Below are 18,957 nucleotides of genomic sequence, written 5' to 3'. Positions count from 1 at the left end.
ACATAAGCAAAGCGTTGTGCTATAATTGCCCGATTGCAGGGAGCAAATCTCTGATTTGCGTATCTGCAAGGGCTTTTAATACTTATAATAAATGCACTGCATTTATTATAGCACATTTGTTGATACTTGAAAAGACCTGATGTGAAATTTTTTCATTTTTTATTTACATTTGCAAGAATGCTGTAAGAATGTCAATAAATTGTAAGGAAATGAAACCCGATATTAAAAAAATATACTTCAAATCGTCTTTAAAATGGCATTTTTCTGTTGTTGTAAACTGCCCGTTCAGGAGCTATAATAAAAGCATAGAAAAGAGCTGCGGAAGTCACCGCAGAACTTATAGACAAAACCGCACAAAACCCGCCTGACGGCTTTGCACTGAATCTGCTTGCATATTTTCCGCCATCTCGCACAGAAATATCTTGACATACGACAGTATGCCTGCGACATTTCTATACGATCTGGCGAAAAATCTGACTGCGCATCTTCAGCACAAGTTCTGTGTGGTATTGCCTAAAAAAAATAAAGTCCCTCGGGACATCAGGGAGGTTTATCTATGAATACCAAGCTAACAAGATACGCAGCAATGGCTGCTGCCTGTACAGTAATAATGAGCGCTTTTTGCAGCTGCGGCGATGGAACAACAAGCAATTACAATGGCGGTACTTACAAAAAGGACGAGCACAGGAACAATAACTCTATAGTTCATGAGGATATAAATGAAGCTACGGTTTGCGCTCCCGAATACGACTGCGACGGCGGATATTATGAGCGTCCGACTCAGGCTTCACGCAATGAAAGCTACAAGGAATACATCGAAACAGGCTTCAAGGATCCAAAAGCCGAGCCTCTCTCAACATTCTCGGCTGACGTTGACACTGCTTCTTATTCAAATATACGCAGACTTCTTGAGGACGGCACTATAGTCCCCGAGGACGCTGTCCGTGCAGAGGAATTCATCAACTACTTCGATTATGACTATCCCGATCCCGAGGAAGGACGAGTTTTCGGCGATTACGTTGAGCTTGCAGACTGTCCGTGGAACCCTGCAAACAAGCTCATGATGATAGGCATACAGGGCAAGCGTATGCCAGAAAAGGAGACTCCGCCCTCAAATATCGTTTTCCTTATAGATTCTTCGGGCTCTATGGCTTCATACGACAAGCTTCCTCTGGTGCAGACAGCCTTCTCAATGCTGGCTGAAAAGCTCACGGAAAAGGACCGTATATCTATCGTTACATATGCAGGACACTCCGATACTATCCTTGAAGGCGCAAGCGGCAAGGATAAGGACGAGATACTAAACGCTCTCTACTCCATTACAGCTTCCGGCGGCACAAACGGCGAGGGCGGCATACAGCAGGCTTATAAACTGGCTGAAAGATACTTCATCGAGGGCGGAAACAACCGCGTTATCCTCGCTACAGACGGCGACCTCAACATCGGCGCAAGCTCCGAGAGCGAGCTGGTAAAGCTCATCGAGTCCAAGAGAGACAAGGGCGTTTACCTCTCAGTTTTAGGCTTCGGCACAGGCAACTACAAGGACGACAAGCTGGAGGCTATCGCCGATAACGGCAACGGAAACTACAGCTATATCGACTCCGTCGACGAGGCTCACCGCGTTCTCGTTCAGGAAATGGCAGGCACTCTCTACACTATCGCCAAGGACGTCAAAATACAGGTGGAGTTCAATCCCTCGCAGATAAAGAGCTACAGACTTATCGGCTATGATAACAGACTCATGAACGCAGAGGACTTCTACGACGAGACCAAGGACGCAGGCGAAGTGGGCGCAGGTCACAGCGTTACAGCTCTCTATGAGGTCGAGCTTGCACAGACAGGCGATACATACCGCGGCGTTCAGCTGGAATTCAGCTCAGAGCACACAGCAGAGCCTCCCGTTGACAACGGCAGAAGCGAGCTCTGCAAGCTCTCAGTTACCTACAAGCCCGTCGGTGAGGACGGAGACATCTACGAATCTCAGCTGTTCGGAATGGAGAAATACAACTCCGAGCCTTCCGAGTCCATAAAACTGGCTTCAGCAGCAGCCGAGTTCGCAATGCTTCTCAGAAATTCAGAGTTCAAGGGCAGCTCAAGCTACGACTACGTTGCAAGAACTGCAACATCTCTGGCATTCGACGAAAAGACCGAGGAGCTCATCTCTCTGGCAAAACTCGCAGAGAGACTCTATAACTAAGGTAGTACAGAAGAAAGGCAGAAAAATGTGATACATATGCAGCGGTCCCCTACTCGCATGGGGGACTTCTGCATAAGCAGCTATAGTTAAATGATAAATTTTTATATTTCCTATTGACAAGTCGCCTTATCAGTGATATAATAATAAAGCTGAATAATTCAGTAAACATATTGGGGTGTCGCCAAGTGGTAAGGCAGCGGACTCTGACTCCGTTATTTCGAGGGTTCAAATCCTTCCACCCCAACTCAAAAAACTCCGATGCAAACGCACCGGAGTTTATTTTTACAGTTTTCCCAACTCCGCAGCCGCGGAGCTTTTTTATTTTTCTATTCAAAAGTAAATTTTTTGTGGAGCTCTTGTATTTTTGCTCCTCTTATGGTATAATATACATATAATAATTGCAGATTCTGAAAACTTTTTGATATATTCTTAAAAACATATACTGCCTGTTTTGCACAATAAAGGGGGCATATCTGAAATATGAACAGTATTATTGAACTGCTGAAGGAATATCAGCTTAATATAATGTTCGCACTGAGCCTGATATGCGGTATGCTGGCTTTTTTTGTCTTTATAACAAAGGCCATAATACCCGGGCGAAAGTACATAATCCTCTCTCTTGAGCTCTGTGCGATGTTCCTGCTGATATCAGAGCGAATGTCCTATCATTACCGCGGCGACACCCGACAGATAGGATACTACATGGTCAGGATAAGCAATTTTCTCGTATTTGGGCTTATTCTCGGCATTATTTTTACCTTTACATTGTATCTCATAAACGTTTATATCAATGAGGGCGGTATGGAAAAGCCGCCTGTGCGTCTGAAGCTATCCTGCATAATGTGCGCTCTGGGACTTGTGATGCTTATTATCTCGCAGTTTACAGGCTTTTACTACACCTTTGACGAGCAGAACTGCTACCAGCGCTCAGCAGGCTTTCCGATATGCTATATCATACCGCTGATAATACTTGTCCTTGATATGTCGGTAATTATACAGCATTACAAGCGTATCAGCAAGCATATGCGCATACCGATACTGCTTTTCTCTATTGTTCCGCTTATATCTTCGATAATACAGCTTTTCACATACGGCGTTTCCCTTACGAGCATGACTCTTGTGGGACTTGTCGTACTGCTCTATGTATTCGCGCTTCTTGATATGAACTATATGATAGAACGCGCCAACAAGCACGAAATAGAGGTAGTCCGTGAAGAGCAGAAGAATATGCACCTGCTGTTCGAGCAGACGGCTACTGCTCTTGCAAACGCCATAGACGCCAAGGATAAGTACACTCACGGTCACTCGCGCCGAGTTGCAAAGTACTCCGTAAAAGTTGCAAGAAGCGCAGGCAAGAACGAAAAGGAATGTGAGGAGATATACTTCGCCGCACTGCTCCACGATGTTGGAAAGATCGGCATAAAGGACAGTATCATCAACAAGGAGGGCAAGCTCACCGATGAGGAATACGGAGCTATCAAGACTCACCCCGTCATCGGAATGCAGATACTTTCCAGTATCAGCCAGTCTCCCTATCTCAGCATAGGCGCTCACTATCACCACGAGCGCTATGACGGTCACGGCTACCCCGCAGGACTAAAGGGCGAGGATATCCCCGATATCGCCCGTATAATCGCTGTTGCCGACGCCTACGACGCTATGACCTCTAAGAGAAGCTACCGTGATCCTATCCCTCAGCAGATAGTCCGCGAGGAGTTCGTAAAGGGCTTGGGCACTCAGTTTGATCCCAATTACGGAAGAATAATGCTCCACCTCATCGACCTTGATTCCGAGTACATAATGAGGGAGAGCGAGGACGCCTCCGAGGGCGAGGCTATAGGAACCCTGCTCTGCGGACCGTACCGCACTACGCGCTCTGACGGTATACTGCTTAATAACGGCATAGTGCATATACATCTGACCAGCTATATGTCCAACGAGCGAAGCGAGGAAAATATCCCGAGCTTTGTGCTTTTCGATTCGCTGGACGGAAGAATGCACGACAGCGAGCGCAAGCAGAGAGACCTGCTGTACTACGAATACGCCACTATCCACGCCGACGGCGTCGTCGAGCAGAAGGGCACCCGAAACGCTCAAGTCAGGACAAACGAGACTGCAGGAGCTTCTGCCGAAACAAAGGCTATGCTCCGCGGCGAAAAGATAGAATTCGATATCGAGGCTATGCGCTGTAAGGACCATGTGCTCATCAGGCTTATGAACTGCTACCGATTCCACGAGATAATACTTGCTCTGCCCGACAGCACAAGGTTCTGCTATCTGGCGCTTACGGGCAAGAACTGCATAATCGAGGACGTTGACGTAGCTAAGACAGGCGAGAAGATAAGCGAGAGCTATATTCCCCGTATCGCAGAGGAGATAACCTACATAAACCTTCCGCAGGGCGATATCCCCAATGTTCAGGTGGACGGCTGGCGCTCGGATTGTTCCGAGGGCTTCGAGATAACCAACGGAACACGTATCTCATTCCATACAATGAGCCTGCCTACCGCAAGACTGGTATGGCACTGTCCGTTCATTGTTATCTATACCTCCGAGGACGGACAGGTAAACGGCAAAAATTACCGCGAGCTCACAGTTGTTCGTCTTGACGGCGAAGGCTGGGAGGAGGACGACCGCGCCGAGAACAGAGTTCACGTCAACAAGCTGGACGATTTCACAGACTGGAACAGCTTCAAGGAGAAAAACAAGGCAGGTCAGGACTGCGAACTGCTTATTAAGATAAAAAGCGGACAGATAGGTATATCCACGGAATACTGCGGTTTGTCCATACACTCGATAACAACGGTGACCGACGACATCCCGAAGCTGTATGCAGCTCTTACGGGAGACCAGTGCGCTATTACGAATATAAGGATAAGCCGTTAGCCAATTGGCGGATAATATTCCGAAATAACACTTTCGATTCAAGGAAATCACTCATGAAACAAATCAAGAATTTACTGCTGCTTCTGGTATGCATTGCGGCGTATATCGCCCTTTGCATAGTAAACTATCCGCAGGCTGAATCCCTCGGAGCGCTGCTTGTGCTCATGGCTCTGTTTTTTCCGACGCTCCCCGTTACGGCTTCAGCGGAGCTCCTTTACCTTGCAGCAGGGCGCAGAAAATGGGCAGAGATAACAGGCTTTGTCCTCGATATACTGGGAACTGTGCTTATGTCCGCCTATTGGTTCTTAATGGTCATAGGCGGCGGTGATAAGAACAAGTCGGCGGCACTGGCTGTTATCCTGATAAATGCCGCAGTTACGGCTTTTCTCGGACTAAAGCTGAAATTTCAGAAGGAATAAAAACAGCACCCCGAAGTATATCCGCGATACTCATATAGAAGTTTTATAATTGATTATTGAGAGAACCCCTTTTGAAAAAGGGGCTTCTCTCAAACTCTCTCCCTAAAACTTTCGTTTTGTTTTTTCGCAGATAGGGCGCACCTGCATTTTGCAGGTTTTTTTATTTATGGAGCGCCCTATCTGTGAAAAAACCAGATAAAAGTCTTTGGAAAGGGGTATGGGGGAGAACCTTTCCTCAGAAAGGTTTCCCCCATAATTAACTATAAATTTCTATATAAGTGCCACGGTTATACTTCGGGGCGTTTTTTCGGGCTGTCGGGGACGCCAGCCCCTACAAGCCACAATTTATATTTGCAACACAAGTCTCGGGACGCCGAGGCGGCGTCCCCTACAGTTATATAGTCTTTAGCTGCTTCAACAGCTCGAATATGAGCTCCTTTTTGGCAAGTCCCTCGGAAAATGCCGTGGCACCGCCGCAGGCTGTTCCCAGCTTCAATGCGTAGTCGAGGTCGTTCTCCGCAGAGCCTGCCACGAAGCCTGCCAGCATGGAATCGCCTGCTCCCACGGAGTTCTTTACCGTACCCATGCAGACTCCGCATTTGATGAGCCTGCCGTTCTCGCAAAGGAGTATAGCTCCGCTGCCAGCCATGGATACCAGAACATTGCGAGCTCCCATAGCCTGCAATTTTACGGCGTATTCAACAACTCCGTCATAGGTGGAGATGTTAACGCCGAATATCTCTCCCAGCTCATGGTCGTTGGGCTTGATGAGGAAAGGCTTGTATTTCAGCACGTTCACAAGGAGCTCTCCCGATGCGTCCACAACAGTGCGGATATCGCGGTCTGAAAGCATTTCCAGTATGCGCTCATACACGTTGGAGGGCAGACTGTTCGGGATACTTCCTGCAAGTATAAGCGTGTCACCGTCCTTGAGTCTGTCCAGCTTCTTGAAAAGCTGTGAAAGAGCTTCGTCGTCTATGTGGGGACCTTGTCCGTTGAGCTCGGTCTCCTCCTCAGCTCTTATCTTCACGTTGATTCGGGAAGTGCCTTCTTTCAGCCTTACGAAGTCCGCGTCGATGCCCATAGCTTCGACACCTCGCTCAATAGCCTCGCCCGTAAAGCCTGCCGTGAAGCCCAGCGCCTTTGAGCGTATGCCCAGCTCCGCAAGCACAGCGGAAACATTTATGCCCTTGCCGCCGTAGTATATCTGCTCGGAAGCGGCGCGGTTGACACTGCCCAGAGCTATTTTCTCCGTCTTAACTACATAGTCTATAGCAGGATTGAACGTAACTGTATAAATCATGTTTTTTGCTCCCTTATATTGAGATATAGCAAAAGAAAAAGCGTTTACCTTTGGTAAACGCTTCCCTTGGTGCGAGTAATGGGACTTGAACCCATACGTCTCTCGACACACGCCCCTCAAACGTGCCTGTCTGCCTATTCCAGCACACTCGCATTGCAGTATTTCGTGACTGCTTTAATATTATACCAGAAAAAAAAATGCTTGTCAAGCCTTTTTTCAAAAAAATTTCAGAAATTTTTAGTTAACATAAAAAATAATATTCTGCAGTATTGACTTTTACACGGCTTTAGTGTATAATATTATCTGTTGGTGCTGATGTGGCACAGTCGGTAGCGCAACGCCTTGGTAAGGCGTAGGTCGTCGGTTCAAGTCCGATCATCAGCTCCAGCGGGGAGCCCCCGCAGGCAAGTTCGCGTCTCAGTATAATTGGGACGCGAATTTTTTTCCGCGCATGAAGTAGTATCAATATTGTAACACATACACAAACGCGGTTCAGGAAACTGAATCGCGTTTTATTTTTTCAAGTCGTTGACAAATCAGATAAAAATGCTATAATATCTATATACACTATAACTAAGGGAGGCTCTTTATGATAAAGAGGATTATTGCTACATTACTTTCAGTCACTATGGTTTTCGGCACTTCTCTGTGTGCCAATGCCGCAGAGGCTAATTCAGACGAAGCCGCAGCTCACACCACTATCAAGCTTGGCGACGCAGACGGCGACGGCGCAATAAACGCCGTAGACGCTTCAATTGCGCTGTCAAACTACGCAAGATACGCAACATCAAAGGACAAGCCCACTGAATACGAGCTTGCAACACAGGACGTAAACAAAGACGGAGCTGTAAATGCTGTTGACGCTTCGACTATACTGAGCTATTATGCGTACACATCTGTGGGAGGAAAGCTCAGTTTCCCTGAGTACTTAAAGAATCCGAATGCCGATCCAAAGGCAACTACAACTACCACAACTGTTACAACAACTGCTAAGACTACGACCACTACAGCGAAGCCTGTTTCTACAACAACTACTACAAAGGTAACAACTACCACAGTCAAGCCAGTTTCTGCAACAACTACTACAAAGGTAACAACTACCACAGCTAAGCCTGTTTCCACAACAACTACTACAAAGGTAACAACTACTACAGCTAAGCCAACATCAACTACTGCAACTACCACAAAGGTTACAACAACCACTACTCGTCCTTCAGATGTTCCGGAAGTAACACCTGTATGATCGCACTATAGGCAGTCCAAACAAGCATATTCGCGTCCCGACAACAACGGGACGCGTTTTTTTACCTTAATCATTGCTATTTGAGCGATTATGTGATACAATATCTTTATATGAAATTCATATAATTCATATGTATAAGGAGAATGAGATGGAATACAAATACAAAGCTTTTATAAGTTATCGTCATATCGAGCCTGATATGCAGGCGGCTGAAAAACTGCAAAAGCTCCTCGAAGCCTACAAGCCCCCAAAGTCACTGGGCGTAAAAAAGGAAAACTGGCGTATCTTCCGCGATGTTTCGGAGCTCCAGTCAAGCAGCGACCTCAGCGAGATAATCAAGAACGCTATCGAGTCCTCGGAATACCTCATAGTTATCTGCTCGCCCCAGTACACCGAGTCCAAGTGGTGCTTACAGGAGCTCACCCGTTTCCGCGAGCTCCACGACAACAAGAACACCAACATCATCACCCTGCTGGTAAACGGCGATCCCCGTGAGTCCTTCCCCGAGGAGCTGACCTACGCCGAGGTCACCACCACCAATGAAAAGGGCGAGGAAGTCACGGTAAAGGTAGACGTCGAGCCACTTGCCGCCAATATCGTTGCGGACAATATCAAGGACTCCATGAAGAAGCTGAACACCGAGTATCTCCGCATCGCCGCTCCCCTGCTGGGCTGCGATTTCAACGACCTGTACCAGCGTGAGAAGCGCCGCGAGGCTGCAAAAAGAAGACGTATCTTCGGCGGTGTTTCGGGTATACTCTCACTTATTTCCATCATCAGCGTTGCTTCGGCAGTCACCATTAACGGCAAGAACAAGCAGATACAGAAGCAGAACGACCAGATAAAGGAACAGAATGTCGAGATTGAGAACAAGAACAGCGAGCTTCTCGTTGAGAACGCAGGACACCTTGCTGTTGAGTCCGAGAACCTTTACAAAGAGAGCAGTCTTATCCCTGCCATAAAAAAGGCAGTAGCGGCTCTGCCCTCAGAGGGCGAGGAAAAGCCTGTGCTCCCCGAGGCGGAGTACGCTCTCTCCCGTGAGCTGGGTATGTTCAGACATACGCAAATGGTGCCTCAGCTTTCATTGAAGCACGACTGCGCCGTTGAGCAGCTCTCATTCATGGGCGGCGGAAAGTCCGTAGTTTCCAAGGACGCTACGGGAGTCTACTTCTGGGACGCCGAGACAGGAAAGCTCATCAAGAAGCTTTCAGCAGCAGACAGCGAATTTGCCTCAACAAGCGGCTCCAATGAGCTGACAGCATATTTCGACGTAAACCTTGACAAAACAGGCACCTATTTCCATAATGCAAGCTCTCCCAGCCGTATCACCTATGAAAACAGCTCGATTTTCAATAAGATATACACCAATTACATACACTCCGTTGAAGAGGACGAGCAGGGCACAGGCGGCGACGTATATATCGCCAACTCCGATAAGTCCATATGGCGCGTTGACGGCGCTACAGGCGAGATAAAGTGGAAGTCTCCCAAGCCCGATAATGCTTACCATTGTTACAGCTTCATCGTGGGCGACGAGTACGTTCTGCGTATGTACAATGACAAGCGTGAGCTTGTGAGCGGCAAGGCTATAATGGGTGACAACATCTTCCTTGAGATAATCGACCGCGAAACAGGCAAGGAAGTTGACACCGTAAAGCTTGACTTCAATAACAAAGCCGCAAGTCTGTACTTAGACTTCGAGATAAAGGCAGTCCGTGACGGAGTCGTTTATGCTGCCTTTGACTCAGGTATTCTGGCAGCTTACGAGATAAAGGACCACGCTCTTAAGCTCATCAACAGCGTCGAGCTGAACTATCCCGTTGCAGCAGGTATCAACACCAATTATCTGCAATTCTTCAACGATGAGCCTGTAACAGCGGCTTGCAGTGTAATGGCATTTGACCTCACCACTAATATCTCACGCTATGACAAGGACATGAAGGAAAAGAAGTGGACTGCTTCTATCCCCGTCAACTATCAGAACAAGGGAAAGATGTTCCTCATGCCTGCCAAGACCACAGGCTATGAGCATGACGTTCTTGCAGTAACCACAAACCGCACTGTCTCCTTTGTGGACTATGAAAACGGAAAGCTCATAAAGTCTATCCCTATAGACGGTGAAATTATAGACGCGTCATTCAGTCAGAACGGACTTGTTATGTTCACTCTTGACAGCGGAGAGGAATACGCGATAAGCTTTAAAAGCTTAATAACGGGCAAGGAGTCAGACAGGTCCGCATACAGAGTCCAGACCATGACCACAAAGATATCCCTTTGCAGCTACAGTCTCGGCAAGTACGTCACCGCCGAGAATTACTCCAACACTGCCTATATCCAGTACCCTAAAATGAACTCATCGTACAAGGATATCGACGCAGGCGAATTCATGTATGACCGCAATGTACTTGCAGTTTCCGACGACGGCACAAAGGCTGCTGTTATCTCCACATACTACCCCAACGGTGAATATAATTCAGGAAGTCAGCTTACCGACCACCTGTTCATCTATGATACGGCAAACGGTTCATGCACCGAGGTGACTGAACTCAATGGCGGCAGAGCCCTCTCCGCTGCATTTGTGGGCAGCGACAAGCTCATAGTGAACGCATATAAGGGCACCTCCACCGAAGACGGCATAATGATAATAAACACTGCTGACGGCAAAGTGACCGACGTCAAGGACGCTCCCGGGACTATGCGCGGAAGCTCCCAGCTTATCCCCGCTGAGGGCGGAGCTTATTACCTTGCAGACACCAACAGGAATTTAGTGTTTGTTTCCTCCGACGGCAGCTTCAAGTCATGGGCGCAGAAGAAAGAAAACTCTATCCTCATGGACAAAGAAATAGTCGATGAGCTGTGCGCTGTTTCGGGCAGCAAGGCTGCTATGCTGGCTAAGCTCAGCGATGACGACGAGGAAAAAACAGCCCTTATCGTTCATGACTTCTCATCAGGTCAGTATACAAAGCTTGAATTCAACGCCGAAAGCGATACAAGCCCCGATATTCAGCGTATCTTCTGGCAGAATGACACTACTGTGGGAGTTCTTTTCAGTGACCGCACAGTTGGTCTTTTTGACGCAGAAAAGGGACCTCGCAAGGCGACAGTTTCTCTTAACGGCACAAGTCAGGAGCCTGTATCCGTCGCAGCAGTCGGCGATGATAAATTTGCTGTGCTCTGCCGTGATTCTCACCTTTACGAAATGAACGCAGAGGGCTTCACAGGAAGAAGCTGCCGACTTGACTTTGAAAACGATTACGACAACGATATCTACGAATCGGACAGCACCTCAGCGGCTCTCTTTGAGACAAAGCCCTCAGCTGACAGCAGCCGTGTATACGCTGTATGGGACAAGTCGCAGGCTTGGCTGCTGGATACTTCAAGATTCACTGTCCGCTACAGGATAGACGATTTCGCCGCTGCTCCTGCAAAAGCCGATACAGTATTCATCAGCGACGATGGTCAAAACAAAGCAGGTTTCTTCCCGATATACACCACTCAGCAGCTTCTCAGCGCCGCAAAGGACTATCTCACGGCTCTGAGCGAGGCATGAAAGGACTGACAAATGGGCAACAACAAAAGTCGTAAGAATACGACGCGGCTGATATTTCTACTTGCAGTGCTGTCATTCCTGATAGCCACTGCACAGGGTATCATATACTATAAAAATTACGATTCGTTCTTCAAGGTGCTGCTGGTACTGCAAAACAGTATCAACGCATTCGGCTTCAAGGCTTCGGTAACTATAAAGGACACCGTCGCCTTTATGAAGGATAATCCCTCGGTGCTCAACAAAGGTATCGGCTATGCCTACTGTATAGCGGTATTCACCGCCCCCTACTGCACTATTTCATTCATCTACAAATTTCTGGAACGCCTGCTCCGCTTCATCATATTCTTCCGCAGGGACAAAAACTGCCGTCATATCGTGGTTTTCGGCTATAACAGTGACGTCAAGTCCATGCTGAAAAACAACAGGTCAAACCCGAAAAAGACCTGCATACACATAGTAACTACCGAGTCTATCGACAACGAGGAGATATACCGACTTAACAAGGCAGGCTATGTGGTGCACTACGCAGACGTCCTGAAAGCGGCAGAATCGGAGCTTCAGACGCTTCTTGCCAAAACACGAATCGAAATAGCCACAAATATCATACTCTTTGAGACATCGTCCATACGAAACTTCTCCCTGTTACAGCTTTTCCGCCTGAACGAAAAGGACTCCGACGATAGGATAAAGCTCACTCAGGGAGCCAAGATATCGTGCAGGTGCGAGGAGGAGGGCATAGGCAGACTTATCGCGGAATACTACAACAGTGCCGCAGGCACTGACGCTTACTTCGATCTGGAGGTAGTGGGACTTCCCGAAATGCAGATACACAAGATGTACTCCGACCACCCCCTCCACAGCATATACATCGGCACGGATACTCCGCTGAAGGACTGGACGGCTCATCTGCTGGTAGCAGGCTTCGGACAGCTCGGTCAGCAGGCAGTATTGCAGGCTATGAATCTCGGCGTAGTCCACGAGAGCAACCGCATAATCATCGACGTTTTCGACAGCAATATCAAGGCGAAAAAGGCGGTGTTCCTCAACCAGCTCAGCCGTGAAACCTTTGATATCACCGATGACAAGGTCACAATGAAAAGCAGCGCCGCAGACGGACTTCTGGAGATAAACTTCCACGAGCTGAACATCTCACATATCAGCTTCTACGACACTGTACGTGAGAAGCTCGACGCCGAGCCCTACACCTATGCGGTCATAGCCCTTGAAAATATCGACCTTTCGGTACACTGCGCTATACAGCTGGAGGAGCTCTTTGACGAGCGCGGACTTAAACTGCCTATTCTCATGCGAATGGACACCGACAGACGTCTTGCAGGCTATATCTCCGCAGAAAACAGCTCTCTTGCCGATGTCAGTCTCATTGACGACAGAAGCATTGTCATTACTCTCGACATGATAATCAACCGCGAAATAGACAAGCTCGCCAAGAATTACAACCACTTCTACAACAATATCAAGCTCATTACCGCCGACGAAACGGGTACTGCGGACAACTCCGAGGAGGACCCCGAGCAGGAATGGAACAGACTGAGACTTTTCCGCCGCTCCTCAAGCAAAGCCGCCGCATACCACGACGAGGTCAAGAACGATATCATACCAAAGCTTGCCGCAGAAAACGGTGCGGAGCTCAGTGCAAAGCTTGAAGAGCTTATCGGCAGAAACGGCTCCCTTATGAAGTACACGGGCACTGCATGGCAGATGAACGGCAGTGAGGAGGAAGTCCTTGCCAAGCTGAAAAAGGACAGCTTCGCCTATGGACTGGCTTCACTGGAGCACCGCCGCTGGTGCTGCTATATGGCTTCCATAGGCTGGCGCTCGGGAGAGCGAAGCGACAAGTTCCGCAGAAATCCCTGCCTTGTGACTCAGCAGAAGCTCATGGAGACCAAACCCGAAATGTGCAAATACGACCTTATGTCGCTTATGGCGAGGTACAAAGCCCGTAATTAGCTATGCTAATTCGGGCTTTAGCCTTTAGCCTGTAGGGAACGCCGCCCTCGGCGTTCCGTCAAAAAATATACACCTGCCATTAAGGGACGCCCTCTCTTGCAGGGCCCCCTAATCGGGCTCGGCACCCTCTGTCAGTTTTGCTGACAGAGGGTACTCGCTCCTGTTAGGAGCGCTTTGTAACTGTGGGGTTACTCCCCACAGTGTGGGGAGATGTCGCACGGCGACAAAGGGGACGGGCTTGTTAAGCTTGCCCCACACCCCACAAGGGCTGTCAGCCCTTGACCTGACCAAAGGAACACAGTCCCTTTGGAATCCCATTCATAGGCTCGACAAATTTAACTGTTAACACAACTCCGCAAGTTATGCGTTGACATTTGCGCCGATATGGGGTAAAATGAAATCAGACCGATAGCTGACGGCTAACGGCTATCCAACAGAAAGGACTGAGTTTATGAAGATATTCAAGCGCTTATCCGCTTTTACTGCGGCGGCGGTAACTGCCGTATCCGCTTCGGCGGCGGCTATGCCTGCTTTCGCAAAGGCTACTCCCAATGTTGTCGACTACGAAGAGACCGAGAACAACTGGGCTAAGCTTTTACAATACACGCTTTACTTCTACGACGCTAATATGTGCGGTACGGGAGTTGCCGACAACAACCGCCTTTCATGGCGCGGAAACTGCCATGTATACGACGCAAAGGTGCCTATGCACCCCATTGACGACGACCATTCCGGAACTAATCTCCCCGAGTCGTTCATGGAAAAATACAAGGATATCCTCGATCCCGACGGTGACGGCTTCATCGACGTTGCAGGCGGATTCCACGACGCAGGCGACCACGTAAAGTTCGGACTTCCCGAGGCTTATGCGGCTTCTGTTGTGTCATGGGGCTACTATGAATTCCGCGACGCCTACAAGGAAACAGGTCAGGACGCTCACGCCGAGACCATATGCCGCTACTTCTGCGACTACTTCATGAAGAGCACCTTCCGCGACAAAAACGGCGACGTTCTCGCCTTCTGCTATCAGGTAGGCGACGGAAGCGTTGACCATGAATACTGGCAGTCTCCCGAAATAGACGCTATGGGACGTCCTGCATTCTTTGCCACATCTGAGCTCCCCACCACCGACGACGTATCGGAGAGCGCGGCGGCTCTGGCTATAAACTACTACAACTTCAAGGACACAGATCCCGAGTACGCCGATAAGTGTCTCGACTACGCAAAGGCGCTCTTTGAATTTGCAAACAAGAACGAGAAGAAAGTCGGCGCAGGCGGCGACGGTCCTATGAGCTTCTACACCTCCAACAAGTGGGAGGACGACTTCTGCTTCGCGGCAGGCTGGCTCTACCTCATCACAAAGGACCACGACTACCTCGAAGCCTGCGAGAAATACATCGACTACTATGCGCCTCCCGGATACGTTCTCTGCTGGAACGATATGTGGAACGGCGTTGGCATACTTTTCGGACGTATTCAGGATATGTATCCCGAGGTCTGCGAGGAAACTCGTGTGGCTATCGGCAGAGGTCAGTATGAAGTCCTCGACTTCTGGGAAATGGAAGCCAAAGCTATAAACACCGTTATGGAGGGCAAAAAGGGCAAGATAACTCCTGCGGGCTACTTCTACCTCGATACATGGGGCAGTGCAAGATACAATACTGCGGTACAGTTCACGGCTCTTGTATACGACAAATACAACAAGGGCAAGGACAAGTACAACGACAAGAACCCCGACTATGCATTCTCGGACTGGGCTCTGGGACAAATGGAATACATCATCGGCGATAACCCTCTCGGCAGAAGCTATGTTGTGGGCTACGGCGAGAACTCCGTAAAATATCCACACCACCGTGCGGCTTCGGGACTTACAATGGCTGAGGACCCTGCCGAGCACAAGCACGTTCTCTACGGCGCTCTTGCAGGCGGTCCCGACGGCGACGACCAGCACAACGACGTAACAAAGGACTGGATATACAACGAGGTTACTATCGACTACAATGCGGCTATCGTAGGCGCGGCGGCAGGTCTTTACCTCTACAAGGGCGACAAGACCATGAAGCCCGAGGAGAACTTCCCTCCTGCTGAAAAGGTCGATGACACACAGCTCTTCTCAGGCGATGATTTCTGGGTATCGGGCTATTGCTCCGAAGCTCCCGAGGCTACAGGCTCAGGCGTTACAAAGCTGACATTCTTCGTGAATACGGACTGCCTTGAGCCACACACTGACCTTTCTGTACGCTACTATTTCAGCATTGAAGAATTTGAGAACAAGACTATCCCCGGCAGTTTCGTACTGCAAAAGACATACGACCAGGTTGAGACCGAGGTGACTGACAAGTCCGCTGTGCTCTCACAGCCAAAGCAGTTCAAGGACGATATCTACTACATCGAGATATCGTGGCCTGACTATGCAGTTGCCAACTCAAACAAGAAGTATCAGCTCATCATCGGCAACTACTTCGGTGAGAAGTGGGATTCCTCCAACGACTGGAGCCGAAAGGGCATGATAGACCTTGATGAGGTCGGCGAGGACTACGACAACATCGTAAGCGGCGTTGAGCTTGCAAAGCGCTGTGACAACGTTTGCGTTTACGCAGACGGCAAGCTTGTAGGCGGCACTGAGCCCGACGGCACAAAGCCTGCCAAGGTATACAAGGTGGCACAGCTTGTAAGACTCCGCAAGATGATACTCGGCGTTTCGCCTTTCAGTTCAAAAGAAGCCGCTGACCAGTTCGACTTCAACGGCGACAAGAACGTAGACCTGTACGACGAGATACTGCTTAGAAAGCTCCTTATCAAGCAGGGCTGATATAACGAAAAAGGACTTCCCGAGGGAAGCCCTTTTTCTTTTCTCTTTTTCTCTATATTTATCATGTTTTCTTTCAGTCTGCAACGGTCTGAGGAATTGCAAAACATACAAGTTCCTCGTCGATGTTCATGAACTTCATATAGTTCTTCATCTGTTCAATGACCTTTTCCTGCTCTTTGATATCAAATGTGCCCAGATATACATAAACCTGCTTGTCACCCTGACTGATTGATGTAATCATGGAAACAGGGAGCTTGTGCTCTGTCTCATAGGCAATCAGAAGAGCGTTTACATCGTTAAGGTCGGTTATCTTTTTCTCACCGAGAGGGAGCTTCACGCTTTTCAGTGACTTTGCAAGCTTCATAAGCTCTGCCTCTGTGCCGAAGCATCTTACCTTGCAGTAATGTCCGTCGTCTAAAGCGAAAATCACGCTGATATCGTTCTGACCGTCCTTGCTGCTGTCGAAGATAAAGTATTTATCGTCGATGACCTTTGTTACATTAAAGCCAAAGCGGTTCTTGATATAATCAGACATAGACTGACCTGCGTAATCCTTGCCTCTGTTGAAGTAGTATAACTGATAGTTCATGTCATATGCCTTTACATGATAGAGAATGACTATATCCTCAAAATTCGCATAAGGTCCGAGCAAGACAGGCGGATTTACATAGTCGTCACGGAGCTTTACTGCGTCATCGCCTGTGCCGTCGGCAAAGCGATAGATAAAGCCGTCATTTTTGAAGCTCTCGAACATCTGCTTCATGGTCTCGCGGGCGTTTACATTGTAGTCGTTAAGGTCATAGCTTCTGATAAGCTTTATTGCTTCGTCGGTAGTATCAACGCCTACAGCCTGTGCTAAAGGAGTTAAAGGCTCGCTGTCATCATCGAGACCGAGAAGCTTCATCTGTATCTTCTGAGCGTCGCCTACAGTAAGACCGTTGCCGTCCATATCGGCGTTTTCCTTGCCCTGCGCTGTAAGATGAACCTTTGCTGTACCGTTTTCGCCATATTTATTCGGATTAGCAAGAGCCTGCATAATGAGGACTACGTCCGACATATCCATTTGACCGTCGCAGTTGGAATCGCCTTTCATCTTACTTACTTCAACAACATTAAAGTACACAGAGCCTGTGAACGGACAGTCATTGTCGGTTATTTCAAGCTTCGCAGAGCCTGCCTTTAAAGCAGTTACCTCAAAGCTGCCGTCCTTTTCCACCTTAACGGATACATTGTCCGAAGCCTTTATATTGCCGCCTGTGGACTTTTGGGAGATAGGATTATAGAAACGTCCCTTTCGTGTCTCGCCGACCTTCATATCAGATGTGTCGAAATCCACTGTAGGAGCAAAATCGGGAAGAAGAACATCTTCGCCTGTTACTTCAAGGCTGACATAGTTATTGAACGCACAGCCCTTTGCAGAGAAGGTTATACTTGCTTTGCCTGCCTTTAATGCGGTTATTCTGAATGTGTCGCTGCCCTTTGTATACTCTATCATGATATTATCGCTTGCGGAATATACAGAGCCGCCCTCGGTTTTCTTTGTCTCGGGATTGTAGAAGCGTCCCTCGCGCACCTCGCCTACCTGCATTGGAGACTTGTCAAGCTCTACTGTAGGCCAAAAATCATATATCACAGTAGTAGTAGAGGTAGATGTTGTAGTCGCAGTGGTAAGATATGTGGTCTGAGAATTTGCCTGTTTAGTTGTTGTAGTTGTGGGGCTGTCTCCGTTTTCATCAACTACCTTGAATTCAACACTGCCCATAAATGCGCAGCCCTTTGCACCAAAGTTGATATGCGCACGTCCGGGTTCAAGAGCTGTTACCTTAAAGGTGTCGCTGCCCTCTGTATACTCAACCTTTACCGTCTCAAAAACAGCATAAACAGAGCCGCCGTCAGTCTTTTTTGTCTCGGGATTGTAGAATTTTCCCTCACGTACTTCGCCCACTTTCATAGGAGATGTGTCAAACTCTACTGTAGGTTCAAAGCAGGCTATAACGGTAGATGTTGTAGCATAAGTCGCAGTCGCAGTGGTAGTGTTAGTCCATACTGCTGTTGTTGTGGTTACGGGAGTTACGACAGAGACTATCTTGACAGAAGCTTTCTGTCCGTCGGAAGTTTCCGCACGAAGCACAGTCTCGCCTGCTGATACGCCCCTGACATTTACAAGATATCCCTGTATCTGGGTTATCTTTGCAATGTTCTCGTTGTCAATGGTGAACTTTACAGGAGACTCGCCTATCTCGTAAAACTTATCGTCATTGCAGCCTTGAAGCGATATGCCTGAGTTGAAGCCAGTTTCAACTCTTATCGAAGCATCTTCCTTATCGGAATAATATATGCCCTTGTTCTCCTCGGAAGCGGCAACTGCTGCGGTGCTGTCCTCCGCAACCACATATGCAGGGGTGAATGACAGAGATGTCAGACTCATTGTCAGCGCGGTGATGAACGTCAGAATTTTCCTTTTATTCATAGTGAACCCTCCTTTTTGTAAATAAACGGCAGTCTGCTGGGCAGAACCCTTTCAGGAAACAGACAGCCTGTTATTTTTACTATTCACTTATTAGACGTTTGAAAAAGCA

The 18,957-nt window shown here is 48.4% G+C and carries 9 protein-coding genes and 3 tRNA genes; 9 read left to right on the top strand and 3 right to left on the bottom strand.

Translation table 11 applies throughout. The annotated features are described in order from the left end of the window. Positions 1-556 precede the first annotated feature (556 nt). The 4 genes from BT105_RS10375 to BT105_RS10360 all read left to right on the top strand — a co-directional run bounded on the left by BT105_RS10375 (position 557) and on the right by BT105_RS10360 (position 5,502). Entirely contained in the window at positions 557-2,197 is a 1,641-nt protein-coding gene (locus BT105_RS10375) for a vWA domain-containing protein (protein WP_072300675.1), read from the top strand. Positions 2,198-2,368: 171 nt separating this feature from the next. Continuing rightward, positions 2,369-2,441, top strand: a tRNA-Gln gene (locus BT105_RS10370). A 236-nt stretch (positions 2,442-2,677) separates the two neighbouring features. Further along, positions 2,678-5,083 (top strand): HD-GYP domain-containing protein, encoded by a 2,406-nt coding sequence (locus BT105_RS10365; RefSeq protein WP_081367859.1) that lies wholly within the window; start codon positions 2,678-2,680, stop codon positions 5,081-5,083. A 53-nt stretch (positions 5,084-5,136) separates the two neighbouring features. Beyond that, entirely contained in the window at positions 5,137-5,502 is a 366-nt protein-coding gene (locus BT105_RS10360; RefSeq protein ID WP_072300674.1) for a hypothetical protein, read from the top strand. Positions 5,503-5,896: 394 nt separating this feature from the next. On the opposite strand, the gene pfkB is transcribed toward BT105_RS10360, so the two are convergent. Next, positions 5,897-6,805: a 1-phosphofructokinase gene (gene pfkB, locus BT105_RS10355; protein WP_028516139.1), complete on the bottom strand. Its 909-nt coding sequence runs from the start codon at positions 6,803-6,805 to the stop codon at positions 5,897-5,899. A gap of 67 nt (positions 6,806-6,872) precedes the next feature. Next, a tRNA-Leu gene (locus BT105_RS10350) sits at positions 6,873-6,957 on the bottom strand. 159 nt (positions 6,958-7,116) lie between these two features. Here BT105_RS10350 and BT105_RS10345 point away from each other — a divergent pair. The 5 genes from BT105_RS10345 to BT105_RS10325 all read left to right on the top strand — a co-directional run bounded on the left by BT105_RS10345 (position 7,117) and on the right by BT105_RS10325 (position 16,378). Next, positions 7,117-7,192: transfer RNA gene (locus tag BT105_RS10345), tRNA-Thr, on the top strand. Positions 7,193-7,394: 202 nt separating this feature from the next. Beyond that, positions 7,395-8,048 carry a dockerin type I domain-containing protein gene (locus BT105_RS10340; RefSeq protein WP_072300673.1) on the top strand — a complete coding sequence of 218 codons (654 nt, stop codon included), beginning with the start codon at positions 7,395-7,397 and terminating at the stop codon, positions 8,046-8,048. A gap of 148 nt (positions 8,049-8,196) precedes the next feature. Next, positions 8,197-11,598 carry a TIR domain-containing protein gene (locus BT105_RS10335; protein WP_072300672.1) on the top strand — a complete coding sequence of 1,134 codons (3,402 nt, stop codon included), beginning with the start codon at positions 8,197-8,199 and terminating at the stop codon, positions 11,596-11,598. A gap of 12 nt (positions 11,599-11,610) precedes the next feature. Continuing rightward, positions 11,611-13,566: a hypothetical protein gene (locus BT105_RS10330; protein ID WP_072300671.1), complete on the top strand. Its 1,956-nt coding sequence runs from the start codon at positions 11,611-11,613 to the stop codon at positions 13,564-13,566. A 451-nt stretch (positions 13,567-14,017) separates the two neighbouring features. After that, positions 14,018-16,378 carry a glycoside hydrolase family 9 protein gene (locus BT105_RS10325; RefSeq protein ID WP_072300670.1) on the top strand — a complete coding sequence of 787 codons (2,361 nt, stop codon included), beginning with the start codon at positions 14,018-14,020 and terminating at the stop codon, positions 16,376-16,378. A 73-nt stretch (positions 16,379-16,451) separates the two neighbouring features. On the opposite strand, the gene BT105_RS10320 is transcribed toward BT105_RS10325, so the two are convergent. Then, positions 16,452-18,848: a dockerin type I repeat-containing protein gene (locus BT105_RS10320; RefSeq protein WP_072300669.1), complete on the bottom strand. Its 2,397-nt coding sequence runs from the start codon at positions 18,846-18,848 to the stop codon at positions 16,452-16,454. Between the last annotated feature and the right edge of the window lie 109 nt (positions 18,849-18,957).

It is taken from the genome of Ruminococcus flavefaciens (assembly GCF_900119075.1).
Lineage (GTDB): Bacteria > Bacillota > Clostridia > Oscillospirales > Ruminococcaceae > Ruminococcus > Ruminococcus flavefaciens_Q.
Note: the sequence above shows the minus strand (reverse complement) of the source record. Positions and strands in the feature narration are given on the sequence as shown.

Coding starts and splice junctions, on each gene's coding strand:
- BT105_RS10365 (WP_081367859.1), top strand. CDS start 2,678: ATGAACAGTATTATTGAACTGCTGAAGGAATATCAGCTTAATATAATG.
- BT105_RS10330 (WP_072300671.1), top strand. CDS start 11,611: ATGGGCAACAACAAAAGTCGTAAGAATACGACGCGGCTGATATTTCTA.
- BT105_RS10375 (WP_072300675.1), top strand. CDS start 557: ATGAATACCAAGCTAACAAGATACGCAGCAATGGCTGCTGCCTGTACA.
- BT105_RS10325 (WP_072300670.1), top strand. CDS start 14,018: ATGAAGATATTCAAGCGCTTATCCGCTTTTACTGCGGCGGCGGTAACT.
- BT105_RS10320 (WP_072300669.1), bottom strand. CDS start 18,848: ATGAATAAAAGGAAAATTCTGACGTTCATCACCGCGCTGACAATGAGT.
- BT105_RS10360 (WP_072300674.1), top strand. CDS start 5,137: ATGAAACAAATCAAGAATTTACTGCTGCTTCTGGTATGCATTGCGGCG.
- pfkB (WP_028516139.1), bottom strand. CDS start 6,805: ATGATTTATACAGTTACGTTCAATCCTGCTATAGACTATGTAGTTAAG.
- BT105_RS10340 (WP_072300673.1), top strand. CDS start 7,395: ATGATAAAGAGGATTATTGCTACATTACTTTCAGTCACTATGGTTTTC.
- BT105_RS10335 (WP_072300672.1), top strand. CDS start 8,197: ATGGAATACAAATACAAAGCTTTTATAAGTTATCGTCATATCGAGCCT.